The organism is Thiothrix lacustris DSM 21227 (genome assembly GCF_000621325.1).
Classification (GTDB): domain Bacteria; phylum Pseudomonadota; class Gammaproteobacteria; order Thiotrichales; family Thiotrichaceae; genus Thiothrix; species Thiothrix lacustris.
The window spans coordinates 25,096-39,744 of the sequence record NZ_JHYQ01000023.1 but is presented as its reverse complement, the minus strand read 5'-3'; the positions used below and the strand labels follow the sequence as shown (position 1 = coordinate 39,744).

12 protein-coding genes are annotated in these 14,649 nt (G+C 54.9%); all 12 read left to right on the top strand.

What is annotated here, in order from left to right; translation table 11 throughout:
• Window positions 1-94: 94 nt before the first annotated feature.
• The 12 genes from Q394_RS0112060 (at window position 95) to Q394_RS0112005 (ending at window position 14,630) form a co-directional block, all read left to right on the top strand.
• Window positions 95-1,600 carry an aromatic/alkene/methane monooxygenase hydroxylase/oxygenase subunit alpha gene (locus Q394_RS0112060; protein WP_028489506.1) on the top strand — a complete coding sequence of 502 codons (1,506 nt, stop codon included), beginning with the start codon at window positions 95-97 and terminating at the stop codon, window positions 1,598-1,600.
• 32 nt (window positions 1,601-1,632) lie between these two features.
• Entirely contained in the window at window positions 1,633-1,899 is a 267-nt protein-coding gene (locus Q394_RS0112055; RefSeq protein WP_028489505.1) for a toluene-4-monooxygenase system B family protein, read from the top strand.
• Between the two features lie 26 nt (window positions 1,900-1,925).
• The gene (locus Q394_RS0112050; protein ID WP_028489504.1) at window positions 1,926-2,261 is read left to right on the top strand and encodes a monooxygenase system ferredoxin subunit; all 336 of its coding nucleotides are present in this window, start codon (window positions 1,926-1,928) and stop codon (window positions 2,259-2,261) included.
• A gap of 26 nt (window positions 2,262-2,287) precedes the next feature.
• Window positions 2,288-2,602: an MmoB/DmpM family protein gene (locus tag Q394_RS0112045; RefSeq protein ID WP_028489503.1), complete on the top strand. Its 315-nt coding sequence runs from the start codon at window positions 2,288-2,290 to the stop codon at window positions 2,600-2,602.
• Window positions 2,603-2,611: 9 nt separating this feature from the next.
• Window positions 2,612-3,598, top strand: coding sequence for an aromatic/alkene monooxygenase hydroxylase subunit beta (locus tag Q394_RS0112040; RefSeq protein WP_028489502.1), 987 nt, complete (start codon window positions 2,612-2,614; stop codon window positions 3,596-3,598).
• 16 nt (window positions 3,599-3,614) lie between these two features.
• The gene (locus Q394_RS0112035) at window positions 3,615-4,628 is read left to right on the top strand and encodes a 2Fe-2S iron-sulfur cluster-binding protein (protein ID WP_028489501.1); all 1,014 of its coding nucleotides are present in this window, start codon (window positions 3,615-3,617) and stop codon (window positions 4,626-4,628) included.
• 7 nt (window positions 4,629-4,635) lie between these two features.
• On the top strand, window positions 4,636-7,530 hold the full coding sequence (locus Q394_RS0112030; protein WP_038141393.1) for an ATP-binding protein: 2,895 nt from the start codon (window positions 4,636-4,638) through the stop codon (window positions 7,528-7,530).
• Window positions 7,531-7,544: 14 nt separating this feature from the next.
• Complete coding sequence (locus Q394_RS0112025; protein ID WP_156946856.1) at window positions 7,545-8,168, top strand: response regulator transcription factor; 624 nt, start codon at window positions 7,545-7,547, stop codon at window positions 8,166-8,168.
• Between the two features lie 141 nt (window positions 8,169-8,309).
• Window positions 8,310-8,909: a TetR/AcrR family transcriptional regulator gene (locus Q394_RS0112020; protein WP_084260447.1), complete on the top strand. Its 600-nt coding sequence runs from the start codon at window positions 8,310-8,312 to the stop codon at window positions 8,907-8,909.
• Between the two features lie 40 nt (window positions 8,910-8,949).
• Window positions 8,950-10,116 (top strand): efflux RND transporter periplasmic adaptor subunit, encoded by a 1,167-nt coding sequence (locus Q394_RS0112015; RefSeq protein ID WP_028489497.1) that lies wholly within the window; start codon window positions 8,950-8,952, stop codon window positions 10,114-10,116.
• Between the two features lie 3 nt (window positions 10,117-10,119).
• Window positions 10,120-13,245, top strand: a complete 3,126-nt coding sequence (locus Q394_RS0112010) for an efflux RND transporter permease subunit (protein WP_028489496.1) — start codon at window positions 10,120-10,122, stop codon at window positions 13,243-13,245.
• Window positions 13,242-14,630, top strand: coding sequence for an efflux transporter outer membrane subunit (locus Q394_RS0112005; protein WP_028489495.1), 1,389 nt, complete (start codon window positions 13,242-13,244; stop codon window positions 14,628-14,630). Before Q394_RS0112010 ends, Q394_RS0112005 begins: the two co-directional genes overlap by 4 nt.
• Window positions 14,631-14,649: the final 19 nt, after the last annotated feature.

The window sequence follows — 14,649 nt, the reverse complement described above, 5'->3', positions numbered from 1 at the left end:
CTGAATTGCTGCATCGCATCTAAACCATCGTCTAATATCGGCCTCTATCCCTTCCTGATAGCATTTTTCCACACATTGCTAGGAGGAGAGATTAATGGCTGTACTCAATCGGATGGACTGGTATAACTTGGCCCGTTCCACCAACTGGACCCCCAAATACGTCACAGAAGACGAATTATTCCCACCCCAGCTTTCTGGCGACTTTGGCTTGCCGCTGAATGCTTGGGAAACATACGACGAGCCTTACAAGCAGACTTACCCGGAATACGTGAAAGTCCAGCGGGAAAAGGATGCTGGCGCGTATTCCGTCAAGGCCGCACTGGAGCGCAGCCGTATTTTCGAGAACGCCGATCCGGGCTGGAAATCGGTGATGAAGGCGCATTACGGTGCGATTGCGCGGGGCGAATATGCTGCTGCCAGTGCCGAAGCTCGCATGATGCGTTTTTCCAAAGCACCGGGGATGCGCAATATGTCGACGCTGGGCTGTATGGATGAAATTCGCCACGGGCAGATGCAGCTCTATTTCCCGCACGAACATATTACTAAAGACCGCCAGATGGATTGGGCGTTCAAGGCATACGATACCAACGAATGGGCGATGATCGCGGCACGCCACTTCTTCGACGACATCATGATGACCCGTGATGCAATCAGCGTTTCCATCATGCTGACCTTCAGCTTTGAAACCGGCTTTACCAATATGCAGTTCCTAGGCTTGGCTGCCGATGCGGCGGAAGCGGGTGACCATACCTTTGCCAACCTGATCTCGAGCATCCAGACGGACGAATCCCGCCATGCCCAGATTGGTGGGCCAGCACTGAAAATCCTGATCGAAAACGGCAAGAAAGAAGAAGCCCAGAAACGGGTGGACATTGCCGTCTGGGGTGCATGGAAGCTGTTTTCCGTACTCACCGGCCCGATCATGGACTACTACACGCCACTGGAACACCGCAAACAGTCCTTCAAGGAATTCATGGAGGAGTGGATCGTTGCTCAGTTCGAGCGGTCACTCACCGACATGGGATTGGAACTGCCTTGGTACTGGGACATTTTCCTGAATGACTTGAGTCAAACCCACCACGGTATGCACATGGGTTCCTACTTCTGGCGTCCCACCATCTGGTGGAATCCGGCGGCGGGTGTCACCCCAGCAGAGCGTGACTGGTTGGAAGAAAAGTATCCTGGCTGGAACGATACGTGGGGCGAATGCTGGGATGTCATCATCGACAATGTGGTCGATGGCAATATGGCTCAAACCTATCCCGAAACCCTGCCTTACGTCTGCAATATGTGCCAGTTGCCCATCCTCGGTACACCGGGCAAGGGCTGGAACGTCAAAGACTATCCGCTTGAATACAATGGTCGTTTGTACCACTTCGGTTCCGAGGTAGACCGCTGGGTCTTCCAGCAGGAGCCTGAACGTTATGCTGGTCATCTGAGCATCGTTGACCGTTTCCTCGCTGGTATGATCCAGCCGATGAATCTGGAAGGTGCGCTTGCCTATATGAATATCGCGCCCGGTGAATGTGGCGACGACGCCCATAACTATGCTTGGGCAGAAGTCTATCGGGCGCTGCGCACTGCCAAGAAAGCGGGCTGACCAGCAGGATTTTAACTACGGAGATTTTACCTATGGCTTTGTTTCCATTGACTTCCAATTTCGAGGGGGATTTCGTGCTGCAACTGCTGCCTATGGATACGGAAAACACCATGGACGAAGTGGCTGCCGCTGCTGCTGTCCATTCCGTCGGGCGGCGGGTGCGTGCTCGTCCCGGACACATCCTACGGGTACGTCGGCAGGACAGCACGGAGTTCCTGCCGCGCACCATGAAGGTTGTTGAGGCCGGGTTCATGCCGACCGAGACGGTGGAAATCATCTGGCAGGCAGCCGCTGCCTGACGCATGACCGGGAACAGGAGAAAAGCATGAGTTTTAGCAAGGTATGCACACTGGACGATGTGTGGGAAGGCGAGATGGCGGCCTACACGGTTAATGGTCACGAGATTGTGCTGGTCTGCGGCGATGGTGGCGAGATCAAGGCATTTCAGGGCGTTTGCCCGCATCAGGACATTGCGCTGGCAGAGGGCAAGTTCGATGGCAAGAAACTGATCTGCCGTGCCCACCTGTGGCAATTCGACGCCGCGACAGGCAAGGGAATCAACCCGGAGGATTGCGCTCTGGCTGCCTATCCCGTGCGCGTGGAAGGAGAAGACATTTTCGTGAGCACCGCAGGGGTTGAGCCTCTGTTTGCGCATACCTGATCCACACATTTGACAAGGAGATAACCATGAGCACGGTAGATTCGGGAAAAGCCTATCACAACAATAGGGTAGGGCCGGTGATGCGGGCTGGAGATTTGGCGTTGGCAGTCATTGAAGCCGCCAAACTCGACAATCCGGGTAAGGACATTTTCGTGGATGATAAACGGGCTTACATCCGCATTCACGCCGAGCAGGAAATGATCCTGCGCCAGTCCACTATCGAAGAGGAATTGGGACGACCATTCCGCATGAATGACCTGGAGGTGGATCTGAGTTCCTTCGCGGGTCAGATTGAGAGCCGGGATGACTCGGTGCGTTTTTATTTCACCAAGAAACTCTAGGAGGCATTCATGTCGGACGTTCAAGTGTTGAAACCCCAGAAAACTTGGAGCCATCTGGCGGCTCGCCGCCGCAAACCGAGCGAGTACGAAATCGTCAGTACCAACCTGCACTACAACAACCGTGATCCCAACGCGCCCTACGAGTTGGCCCCGGACGTGTTCATGAATACTTGGTACAAGCAGAACACCTTCGGCACACGCCTGAAGCACGCGGACTGGAATGCTTTCCGTGACCCGGATGAGGTGATCTACCGCACCTACAACCTGATGCAGGATGGACAGGAAACCTATGTCTTTGGCTTATTTGACCAGTTCAATGAGCGCGAGCATGACAAGGCATTAGACCCACGCTGGGCGGGTTCCCTTGCACGTCTGTATACCCCAGCACGCTATCTGTTCCACACCTTGCAAATGGCTTCCGCCTACGTGGGGCAGATGTCACCTGCCAGTACCTTGACCAACTGCAATTACTTCCAGATGGCTGACAGCTTGCGCTGGTTAAGCCATACCGCCTACCGTACCAAGGAATTGTCACTGGCTTTTCCTGACAAGGGTTTTGCTCAGAACGAACAACGTTACTGGGAAGAAGACCCTGCTTGGCAAGGATTCCGCGAGCTGATGGAAAAAGTACTCACGGTATGGGACTGGGGTGAAGCCATTGTGACCCTGAGTCTGGTGGTCAAGCCCGCCGTCGAGGAAGCGGTACTGCGGCGTCTGGGGGAATCTGCCCGGCATAACGGCGATACCTTGCTAGGTTTGCTTACCGATGCCCAGTTGATTGACGCTGCCCGCCATCGCCGCTGGACTGCGGCCTTCGTGGCAATGGCGACGGAGACACCGGGTAATCTGGAACAGATCAAAACATGGATTGCCAAGTGGGAACCCTTGGCGAATCGGGCTATCGAAGCCTACTGTGCTGCCCTGCCGGATGTATCGACAGCGGTCGAGGCCACTAAGCTGGCTACCCGTGATGTACGTCGTGGTTTGGGACTCTGACTGCCGGAGAAATACGATGAGTCATCCAGTCATTGTGAATGAGAAGGACGGTAGCCAGTTTGAGCAAATGCCAGAAGACACCGTTCTGCGGGCTGGGCTACGTGCCGGTATTGGTCTTTCCTACGAGTGTAATTCAGGTGGGTGCGGTGCCTGCAAGTTCGATCTGTTGCATGGTGAAGTTGAAACCCTGTGGGCAGATGCGCCGGGATTGGGCGAACGTGATCGGCGGCGTGGTCGCCATTTGGCCTGCCAGTGCCGCGCTTTGGGGTCGGTCACTATCAAGGCAGCGACAGGCAGGGAATACGTGCCACCGATCCATCCGCAACGGCGTCGGGCGGTATTCACTGGCTCAAGCGATATTACCCACGATCTGAGGGAATTCCGATTCACGACTGACGGCGCTGCGGATTTTCTTCCGGGTCAGTATGCCATGCTGGATTTGCCCGGAGTGGAGTCTTCCAGAGCCTATTCCCTAGCCAATACGCCTAACGAGCGGGGGGAATGGCATTTCCAGATCCGGCGGGTGCGGCAGGGCAAAGGTACGGGAATACTGTTTGATAGCCTGAGTCCGGGTGATGAGATCGGTTTAGATGGGCCTTACGGGGTGGCTTTCCTGCGGGCAAATTCGCCGCGTGACATCGTGTGCGTGGCGGGTGGTTCGGGGCTGGCTCCGATGCTTTCGATTACTAGGGGCGCAGTAGAAGCTGGATTACTAGAGAACCGTCGCCTACATTTCTTCTATGGGGCACGCACGCCGCAGGATGTTTGTGGTCGTTCAATGCTGGAAACACTGGAAGGTTTTGGTGAGCGGATCGTCTATTACCCGGTGGTCTCTGAACCGGGTGATATGGGATGGGAGGGTGCAACCGGATTTGTGCATTCACATCTCTCCACCGCTTTGCCTGACACATTGACCAGCTTTGAGTTTTATTTTGCAGGGCCTCCGCCCATGACCCAAGCACTGCAAGAAATGCTGATGGTGGATTGTGGCGTGCCTTTCGAGCAAATTCATTTCGACCGATTCTTTTGAGGCAAGCATGATTCCTGATGATGACATTGGTGGGGTGACAAAGCAGGTATCGGTGCGCGGGGTGGTGATCAATGCCGATGATGCGAAAGATGTGCGGCGGCAGAAGATGGCACAGATCATTCTGGATTCCATGTACCAGTTTTTAGGATTGCTGGATGTGGATGGTACTGTGCTGGAAATCAACCAAGTGGCCTTGGACGGCGCTGGGTTGAGCCTAGAAGATGTGGTCGGCAAACCTTTTTGGCAGGCACGCTGGTGGGCGGTATCAGAAGAAGTACGCCAGCGGGTGCGTGAGATGATTGGGGAGGCGCGTACCGGGCGTTTCGTGCGTTGCGATTTTGAGGTATTCGGTGATCTCCACGGCAGCAGAACCATTGTCATTGATTTTTCGCTGACACCCATTCTGGACGATGAGGGGCGGGTGGCTTTCCTGCTGCCGGAAGGGCGCAATATTACCGAGAAAATCGCTAACAGTGCGGCGCTTTCCCGGAAAAACGGCGAGTTGCAGGCGGCGCTGGAAAGGTTGAAGGAACTGGATAGCTACAAGACCCATTTCTTTGCCAATGTCAGCCATGAACTGCGCACGCCGCTGGCACTCATCCTTGGGCCGGTAGACCAGCTCATCAAAGAGAGTGAAGCCTTTGGGGAGCGGGAGCGTTTTCGGCTGGCAACCATTCAGCGCAATGCCCGCTTCTTACTCCAGCAGGTTAACAATCTCCTCGACTTGGCTCGCATTGATGCCGACCGTATGCCCATCGCCTATGTACACGCCAATGTGGTGGCCTTGGTACGGGAGGTCGCTGCCAGTTTTGAAGTAGTGGCGGAGGATCGGGGGATAACGCTGCTTGTGTGTGGAGAAGATGAACTCTACGCCGATGTGGATCGAGCTAAATTCGGACGGGTGCTGAGCAACCTGTTTTCCAATGCTTTCAAATTTACCCCAGCAGGTGGGCGTATCGCCTGTTTGGTGGAGCGTATTTTCCCGGAACGTCTGCTGATTAGTGTGCAGGACAACGGGGCGGGAGTATCCGATCCGATGAAGCAGCATATTTTCGACCGATTTACGCAGGGCAGTGATGGGTTGGGAGCTACTGGCAGTGGTTTGGGGCTGAATATCGTCAAGGAGTTGGTGGGGCTGCACTGGGGAAGCGTGGTGGTGGTGGATGCACCGGGCGGCGGTGCTATTTTTCAAGTGGAGCTGCCTATACGTGCCCCGGATGGGGTTTTCGTGCGTATGGGGGGAAAGGACGCTCTGGAACAGCAAGCAGTCGACATTGAGCTTTTACCTGCGCTGCCTCCATTGATCGAGGTGAACTTTCAACCAGGCAAGCCAAGGGTATTGGTGGCGGAGGATAATCCTGACCTGCGGCACTTCCTCTATGATGTGCTCTCGGATGAGTATAACGTGATTCTGCGGGAGGATGGAAAATCTGCCTTTCAGGCTTCTTTGGCTGATCCCCCGGATCTGATTATCACTGATCTGATGATGCCGGGCTGGGATGGTGAACGTTTTGTGCGGGCATTGAGTGACGAGCCAACGTTTCCGAACGTACCTGTGCTGGTGCTGTCGGCACGCGCCGACGATGCCTTGCGGGAGAATCTGCTGGAGGAACTGGTCAAGGACTACCTGACCAAACCATTTTCCGCGCAGGAGCTGCTGGCGCGGACGCGCAATCTGGTGACAGTAAAGCGCACGGTAGACATCCTTCAAAAGGAACTCAATTCCCAAGCATCGAATATCTTAGAACTCACGGCTGGGCTGGTTGAGAGTCGTAAGTATTTACAACACAGCCTTGCTGCATTGCAGGTGTCAGACCGCCGCTGGGTTGGTCTGTATGAAAATACTGCTGTTGGTATTGCCTTGGTAGATAGGGATGGAAAAATAGTGTTGGCCAATCCGGCTTTGCAACGCATGTTGGGCTACGGTCGGGAGGACATTGTTGGCGTATCTCTGATCGAGATTACCGAAGCCTCCCAGCGCGATATGACCAAGCGCAATGTGCATGGCTTGTTTGATGGTAAATTGCCTAATTACAAGGTGCAAAAGCGTTACGCGAAAAAAGAGGGGGGCTATTTGTGGGCTAATGTGTGTGCGTCACGGATTCCGGCGATTGCCCAAGATGGCCCTATGCTGGCGGTGATCCTTGAGGACATCACCTTGCGCATGGAGGCGGAACGTTCATTGGCAGCTACCCGTAATGAGTTGGCGCGAGTAGCGCGATTCACAGCCATGGGTGAACTGGTAGCCTCCATCGCCCATGAAATCAATCAACCCCTTTCAGCAGTCATCACCAACAGCGATGCGGCGTTGCGCTGGCTATCCCACGATTCGCCCAATGTGGATGAGGTGGCGGCGGCGCTTAAACGGGTCAATCGTGATGCCAATCTGGCAGGATCGGTTATTTCCCGTATCCGCAGCTTTCTCAAGGCTGGAGAGATCAAGCGGGAACGGGTCGATATTGGGCGAATGCTGGACGAGTTGTTGCAAATGCTCCAGATCATGTTGGCGGAGGTGGGTGTGAGGGTGAATGTTGACCTGCCTGCCGAGCCGCTGTATGTGATGGCTGATCAGGTGCAGCTACAGCAGGTGATTCTCAATCTGGTGGTCAATGCTGTGGATGCCATGCGTGAGTTGTACGGGCGGGAGCGCATCCTGACAATAACTGTGGCTGAAGCGTCTGCGGGAGGGCTGATCTGTTCGGTGCAGGATAGTGGCCTAGGCATTGCGGCAGGTACGGAAGAACGCTTGTTTGAAGCCTTCTTTTCCACCAAGTCGGATGGTTTGGGGATGGGCTTGGCGATTAGCCGCAGCATTGTGGAGAACCACGGAGGGCGTCTGTGGCTCGATACTGGCAAGAAACCGGGAGCGTGCTTCCTGTTTACCATACCCGATTGTTCATGAGAGGAATGCATAACATGGAATGCCGGGAACGGGTGTACGTGGTGGATGATGACCTCTCGGTCAGGGAGGCGCTCAGTAGCCTGATTCGCTCAGTAGGATTACAGGTGGAAACTTACGCATCGGCAGCAGAATTTCTGGCAGCACCTCGTCATGCCGGTGTGGCCTGCCTGGTGCTGGATGTGCGTATGCCGGGTCTGAGTGGGCTGGATTTGCAGGCTCAGTTGACCCAGTTTGGCGATTCCATTCCGGTTATTTTCATTACGGGGCATGGGGACATCCCGATGGCAGTGTGGGCGATGAAAAAGGGGGCGGTTGAATTCTTGTCCAAGCCCTTCCGAGATGACGATCTATTATCCGCCATCCGGGATGCCTTGACGCAGGCGCAGACTTCCCACCAGGAAGAGAGCGAAATCGGCGATATTCGGCGGCGCTACGCTTTGCTGACAAGTCGGGAAAAAGAGGTGGTCGCCTATATGGTAAAAGGTTCGCTTAACAAGCAGGCTGCTGCCGAACTCGGTGTTTCCGAGGTGACGGTAAAGGTACACCGTCACAACATCATGCAGAAGATAGGGGTGAAGACACTGCCTGACTTGGTGCGGATGGTGGAGCGTCTCAATGCTGTAACTGACAGCAATTGAGGTTTTTCCTCTCGATTTTCTGGGTGTTCCGCTTCCCGACTTCATGCTTGTCAGCATCCAAGGCAGCCAATGGCTGGATGTAACAAAAATCTTGACAGGTTTCCTGTATCAGATAGTATTAACGAACGTTAATTAACTTGTATGCCCATGAAACTTTGCCCGACCAAACCACGCATTCTAGAAACTGCCATCACCCTATTCTCAATGAAAGGCTACAGCGGTGTTTCCATGCGGGATATTGCCCGTGAGGTGGGGATCAGCCCACCAGCGCTTTATAACCATTTTGACAACAAGGATGCGCTCTACCGCGCAGCAGTTTCAGCCACGTTTGAAGACAAGTCCGCTCGCCTGTTTACGGCCATGTCAGCCAGCAAGGAGCCATTGCAGTGCCTGCAAGGGTTCATGGAAGCCATCACCACGGAAATCCAGGAAGACCGCAGCTTTCACCGCTTCATGCAACGGGAGATGCTGGATGCGGATGATGAACGGCTGGCGTTTCTGGGCAACTTTATTTTCAACAAGGTGCAACAGCCTTTCACCCAGTTGCTGGAAAAACTGAAACCGGGTTGTGATGCGGATTTGCTGTCAGAAATGATTTTCGGGATGGCAAAACAGCACTTCGAGATGACTCCAGTACGGCCTTACACATCCATGAATGCAGCAGGCGAGCGTACCGCAGCCGACGTGGCGAGGATGATATTGAGCGTACTTACCCCGTTTTTCCGTGAGGTGGACAAATGATCCAGTCCCGATATTCACCGTCTTTTTCAAGGAGGTTGCCATGAAATTACCACCCATACGGCGTGCACCTGCTATCGCTGGCACGATGTTGCTGCTGTTTCTGGGGGGCTGCCAGCCAGATCAGCAAGCGCCTAGCGGAGTAGGTGCTGCCCGCCCTCCGGCGGCGGTCGATGTCAGGACACTGGTCGCCAAGGATATTGAACTGAAAGAAACCAGTTCCGGGCGGGTAACGGCCTTCCGGGAGGCGGAAGTGCGTCCCCAGATCAGCGGCATTATCCAGAAGCGCTTGTTTGAAGAAGGCAGTAGCGTCAAAAAGGGCGATTTGCTGTATCAGGTTGACCCTGCGCCCTATCAGGCTACGCTGGAAAGTGCCAAGGCCGGGTTGACGGTGGCTCAGGCGAATCTGGACAGCACCCGTAACAAAGCCGAACGTTACCGTAGCCTTGCTGCACAATCAGCCGTCAGCAGGCAGGATGCGGAGGATACAGAAGCCGCGTGGAAACAGTCAGAAGCCCAGATACAGGTTGCCAAGGCTACGATCCAGAGCGCCCGCATCAATCTGGATTACACCCGGATCATTGCCCCGATCAGCGGTATTATCAGCCGTTCCAGTGTCAGCGAGGGTGCACTGGTATCGGTACAACAGGCGACTGCTCTTGCCACCATCCGCCAATTGTCCCCGGTGTATGTGGACATCAAACGTAATGCGTTGCTGGCGCTAAAATCCGCTCAGCAGGCCGAGATGGAAGTCACCCTTACCTTGGAAGACGGGACAGCTTATGCCGAAAAAGGCGTACTCAAGTTTTCCGAGTCCAGCGTGGATGAGGGGACGGGGATGCTGAATGCCCGTGTCCTGTTTGAAAACAGGGATGGTCAGTTGTTGCCGGGGATGTTCGTCCGTGCCAGCCTTGCCACGAAAACCCTCCAGAATGCGTTGTTGGTTCCCCAACAGGGCGTTACCCGTACCCCTAATGGCGGTGCTTCTGCCTTGGTGGTCAATGCAGAAAACAAGGTGGAGAGCCGCGAGGTTAGCGTTTCCCAAACCATTGGGGATCAGTGGCTGGTCAGTTCCGGCCTTGCAGTGGGTGAACGGGTGATCTATTCCGGTCTGCAAAAAATCAAGGTTGGCGATACGGTACAACCGCTTGAGGATGGCAAACCTGCTGGCGGTGGCAATAAGCCCACCACCGGGCAGAAACAGGAGTAGGTCATGGCTAACTTTTTTATTGACCGCCCGGTTTTCGCTTGGGTGATTGCCCTCGTGATCATGATGGCGGGTATTTTGTCGCTTAACCAGTTACCGATACAACAGTATCCAACCATTGCACCACCAGCTATTTCCGTCAGTGCCTATTATCCGGGTGCTTCCTCGAAAACACTGGAAGACAGCGTTACTCAGGTCATTGAGCAAAGCATGACTGGGCTGGACAACCTGCTGTATATGTCTTCACAAAGCGACAGCTCAGGCAACGCCACGGTTTCCCTCACGTTTGCTTCCGGTACAGACCCGGATATTGCCCAGGTGCAGGTGCAAAACAAGTTGAAGGCGGCAGAAGCGCTGTTGCCCAATTCAGTCAAACAGCAGGGGGTAAATGTCACCAAATCTTCCAGTGCGTTCCTGATGGTGGTGGGGTTGGTCTCCGGCGACGGCAGCATGAACCGTTACGATCTCGCCGACTATGCCTACAGCACCTTGCGTGACCCCCTGTCGCGGGTCAGCGGGGTTGGCAACATCCGCCTTTTCGGTTCCCAATACGCCATGCGTATCTGGATGAACCCCGAAAAACTGACGGCATTCGGCCTGACGCCTGTGGATGTGCTTAACGCCGTTTCAACCCAGAATACTCAGGTGTCTGCGGGGCAATTGGGCGGCCTGCCTGCTCCGAAAGGGCAGCAACTCAACGCTACCATCATTGCGCAGACGCGCTTTGAAAATACCCAGGAATTTGCCAATATTCTGCTCAAGGTCAACAAGGATGGTTCACAGGTACGCCTGAAAGACGTGGCACGCATCGAACGGGGTGCGGAAATCTACGGTGCGGATGCACGCTATAACGGACAGCCAGCCACTGGTATTGCCATTCAGTTGGCGACCGGGGCTAATGCCTTGGATACCGCAAAACGGGTGAAAGCCAAGCTGGCTGATCTGCAACCGTTTTTCCCCAAGGGGCTGGAAATTGTATATCCCTTTGATACCACGCCGTTTGTCAAACTTTCCATTGAGGAAGTGGTGTATACGCTGATCGAAGCGGTGGCACTAGTGTTTCTGGTGATGTACCTGTTCCTCGGCAACCTGCGTGCCACCCTGATTCCGACCATTGCTGTCCCTGTGGTATTACTGGGGACATTCGGTGTATTGGCGGCATTTGGTTTCAGTATCAATACCCTGACGATGTTTGGTATGGTGCTGGCCATCGGCTTGCTGGTGGATGATGCCATTGTGGTAGTGGAAAACGTTGAGCGCGTGATGGAAGAAGACAAACTCCCGCCGCGTGAGGCTACCCGCAAATCCATGGGGCAGATTATCAACGCGCTGGTGGGGATTGCGTTGGTGCTGTCGGCAGTGTTTATCCCTATGGCGTTTTTCGGTGGCTCGACCGGGGCCATTTACCGCCAGTTCTCCATTACGATTGTGTCAGCCATGATCCTGTCGGTGGTGGTGGCGGTGGTGCTGGCTCCTGCTTTGTGCGCCACGATCCTCAAACAACCCACGCACAGTGAGAAAGAACGTAAAGGCTTTTTTGGCTGGTTTAACCGCCTGTTTGGTCGGGCAACGGGGGGGTATGAACGCGGGGTGTCTGCTGTCATCAAGCGCCCTCTCCGTCTGATGGTCATCTACCTCGTTTTGCTATTGGGGCTGGGTTTCATGTACCAGCGTTTGCCTACCTCCTTCCTGCCAACGGAAGACCAAGGGGTGATCATGACTCTGGTGCAACTGCCCGCAGGTGCAACGCAGGAACGTACCCTTGGTGTGCTAGGGGAAGTCAGCAAGTATTTCCAGAAACAGGAAGATGTGGCTTCAGTCTTTACGGTGGCGGGTTTTAGTTTTGCTGGTCAGGGGCAAAACATGGGGATGGCGTTTGTCAAACTGAAAGACTGGGCTGAGCGTCCGTTGCCGTCGCAAAATTCCAGCGTCATGGTGGGCAAGGCATTTGCGGCGTTAAGCCAAGTTCGTGATGCCACCATTTTTCCCATCAACCTGCCGCCGATACCGGAGTTGGGCACGGCTGCCGGTTTCGATGTCATGCTTCAGGACTATGGCAATCAGGGGCATGAAAAGCTGATGGCTGCCCGCAACCAGTTGCTGGGCATGGCCGCGCAGGATGCACGGTTGACCGCTGTCCGCCCCAACGGGATGGAAGATGTCGCCGTGTTCCGTATTGATATTGATGAGGAAAAGCTCAGTGCGCTCGGTTTGAATATCAATGAGGTCAACACTACCCTGAGCGCTGCTTGGGGTTCCGCCTATGTGAACGACTTTATTGATGAAGGGCGGGTGAAAAAGGTTTTTGTGCAAGGCGATGCCGCCTACCGCATGAAGCCGGAAGATCTGGATCAGTGGCATGTCCGCAATGCGGCGGGCGACATGGTGCCATTCAGTGCCTTTGCCAGCACGCATTGGGACTATGGTTCGCCCCGGCTGGAGCGTTTTAACGGCTCACCCTCGCTGAACCTGCAAGGGCAAGCTGCACCGGGGTTAAGCACGGGTGACGCCATGAACGCGATTGAGGAACTGGTAGCTAAATTGCCCGGTGGTTTTGGCTTGTCTTGGTCGGGGATGTCTTTCCAGGAAAAGGCCAGTGGTGCACAAACCCTCCTGCTGTATGGCATTTCACTGATGGTGGTGTTCCTGTTTCTGGCGGCCTTGTATGAAAGCTGGTCGGTACCGTTTGCAGTCATGATGGTCGTGCCGTTGGGCATACTGGGCGCACTAGCGCTGACCATGGTGCGCGGGTTCAGCAATGATGTGTATTTCCAGGTAGGTTTGTTGACCACCATCGGCCTGTCTGCGAAGAACGCCATCCTGATCGTCGAATTCGCCAAAACGCTGGTGGATGAAGGCGTGGGTGTTGTTGAAGCCTCCCTGCGGGCTGCCCGGATGCGCTTGCGCCCGATCATTATGACCTCGCTGGCCTTCGTTTTCGGGGTATTGCCCTTGGCGATCAGCACCGGAGCGGGAGCTGCCAGCCGTCAGGCTATAGGTACGGCTGTGGTGGGTGGGATGTTGTCAGCAACGTTCTTGGCCATTTTCTTTGTTCCCCTGTTTTACGTGCTGGTCATGCGCCTGTCACAGCGCAAGCCTGACAAGACTAACAAGGAGGAGAACCCGTCATGATTTACCGTTTCATCCCTTTACTTGGTGTCGTGCTGGTGGCGGGTTGTGCCGCTACAGCGTCGAATTACCAGCGGCCTGATGTGCCCTCGGTCAATATCTGGCAGAGCCAGCAGTCCGGGAAGGTAGCACCATTGGGTTGGCAGCAGGTTTTTCCTGATGCTGCCTTGCAGCAGCTCGTCAAGACTGCGCTGGATCATAACCGTGACTTGAGTATCGCCACGTTGAATGTCATGGCTTACGAGGCGCAATACCGGATTCAGCGGGCGGCGTTGTTGCCCACGGTGGATATGGGTGCAGGCGGAACGCGCCAGCGTACCCCCGCCCGTTTCAGTACCAGTGGGCAGGCGACAACCGCCAGCCAGTACAGCTTATTATTGGGTACAACGGCTTATGAACTGGATATGTTCGGGCGGGTGCGCGGGCTTGAACGGCAGGCGCTGGAAAAGTATCTGGCGGAAGTGCAAAACCAGCGCACAGCCAGATTGTCGCTGGTCGCCAATGTCGTCAACGCTTATCTCACTTGGGTCGCTGACCGTGAGCAGTTACAACTGGCCAAAACCAATCTGGCAATTGAACAAAGTAACATTGATTTGGTGAACCTGCGTTTCCAGGAGGGTGTAGCCTCTGATCTTGAACGTTCACAGGCAGAGGGGGCATTGCAGGATGTCCTCGTGGCGGTAGCGCAATATCAACGTCTGGCTGAACAGGATCGCAACGCTCTGACGCAATTGCTGGGTACACCATTACCGACTGGGTTCCAACCAGCCGATACTTTGAATGCCTTGAAGGTCGGGCAAGTCCTTGCAGGTTTGCCCTCCAGCGTGCTGGATCAGCGCCCTGATCTGCTGGCGGCTGAACATCAGTTACAGGCTGCCAATGCCAATATTACGGTGGCAAAAGCGGCGCTATTTCCCAGCATCCGCCTGACTGCCAGTGGGGGAGCCTTGAGTCCAGACCTTGAGGGTTTGTTTGATGCGGGAACGGGTACATGGCTATTCAGCCCGCAAATCAGTGTGCCGCTATTCAATGGCGGGGCTTTGCGGCGTCAGGTCGATGTTACTGAAGTCCAGCAGAAAATCGCGGTGGCGCAGTATGAGTCGGCAGTACAGAATGCCTTCACCGAAGTGGCTAATGCTCTGAATGCCATTGATGGCTACCAGAAACAGCAAATCCACCAGACGGGTCGTTTGGCAGCCAACAAACAGTATTTCACCACCGCAGACCTGCGTTACCGTTCCGGCATTGACAGCATGTTGCCCCGTCTGGATGCCCAGCGCAGTTACGTGGGAAGCCAGCAGGCAATGATCAATACCCGCCTTGCGCTGTTACAGTCCCGTGTTGATTTGTACCGGGCATTGGGCGGCGGGTGGAGTGAACAAAAGTAAGCAAGCCTGTCTGCGGCGA

Excerpts from the sequence above, each read along its gene's own strand:
- Q394_RS0112060 (WP_028489506.1), top strand. The coding sequence starts at position 95 with ATGGCTGTACTCAATCGGATGGACTGGTATAACTTGGCCCGTTCCACC.
- Q394_RS0112055 (WP_028489505.1), top strand. The coding sequence starts at position 1,633 with ATGGCTTTGTTTCCATTGACTTCCAATTTCGAGGGGGATTTCGTGCTG.
- Q394_RS0112050 (WP_028489504.1), top strand. The coding sequence starts at position 1,926 with ATGAGTTTTAGCAAGGTATGCACACTGGACGATGTGTGGGAAGGCGAG.
- Q394_RS0112045 (WP_028489503.1), top strand. The coding sequence starts at position 2,288 with ATGAGCACGGTAGATTCGGGAAAAGCCTATCACAACAATAGGGTAGGG.
- Q394_RS0112040 (WP_028489502.1), top strand. The coding sequence starts at position 2,612 with ATGTCGGACGTTCAAGTGTTGAAACCCCAGAAAACTTGGAGCCATCTG.
- Q394_RS0112035 (WP_028489501.1), top strand. The coding sequence starts at position 3,615 with ATGAGTCATCCAGTCATTGTGAATGAGAAGGACGGTAGCCAGTTTGAG.
- Q394_RS0112030 (WP_038141393.1), top strand. The coding sequence starts at position 4,636 with ATGATTCCTGATGATGACATTGGTGGGGTGACAAAGCAGGTATCGGTG.
- Q394_RS0112025 (WP_156946856.1), top strand. The coding sequence starts at position 7,545 with ATGGAATGCCGGGAACGGGTGTACGTGGTGGATGATGACCTCTCGGTC.
- Q394_RS0112020 (WP_084260447.1), top strand. The coding sequence starts at position 8,310 with ATGCCCATGAAACTTTGCCCGACCAAACCACGCATTCTAGAAACTGCC.
- Q394_RS0112015 (WP_028489497.1), top strand. The coding sequence starts at position 8,950 with ATGAAATTACCACCCATACGGCGTGCACCTGCTATCGCTGGCACGATG.
- Q394_RS0112010 (WP_028489496.1), top strand. The coding sequence starts at position 10,120 with ATGGCTAACTTTTTTATTGACCGCCCGGTTTTCGCTTGGGTGATTGCC.
- Q394_RS0112005 (WP_028489495.1), top strand. The coding sequence starts at position 13,242 with ATGATTTACCGTTTCATCCCTTTACTTGGTGTCGTGCTGGTGGCGGGT.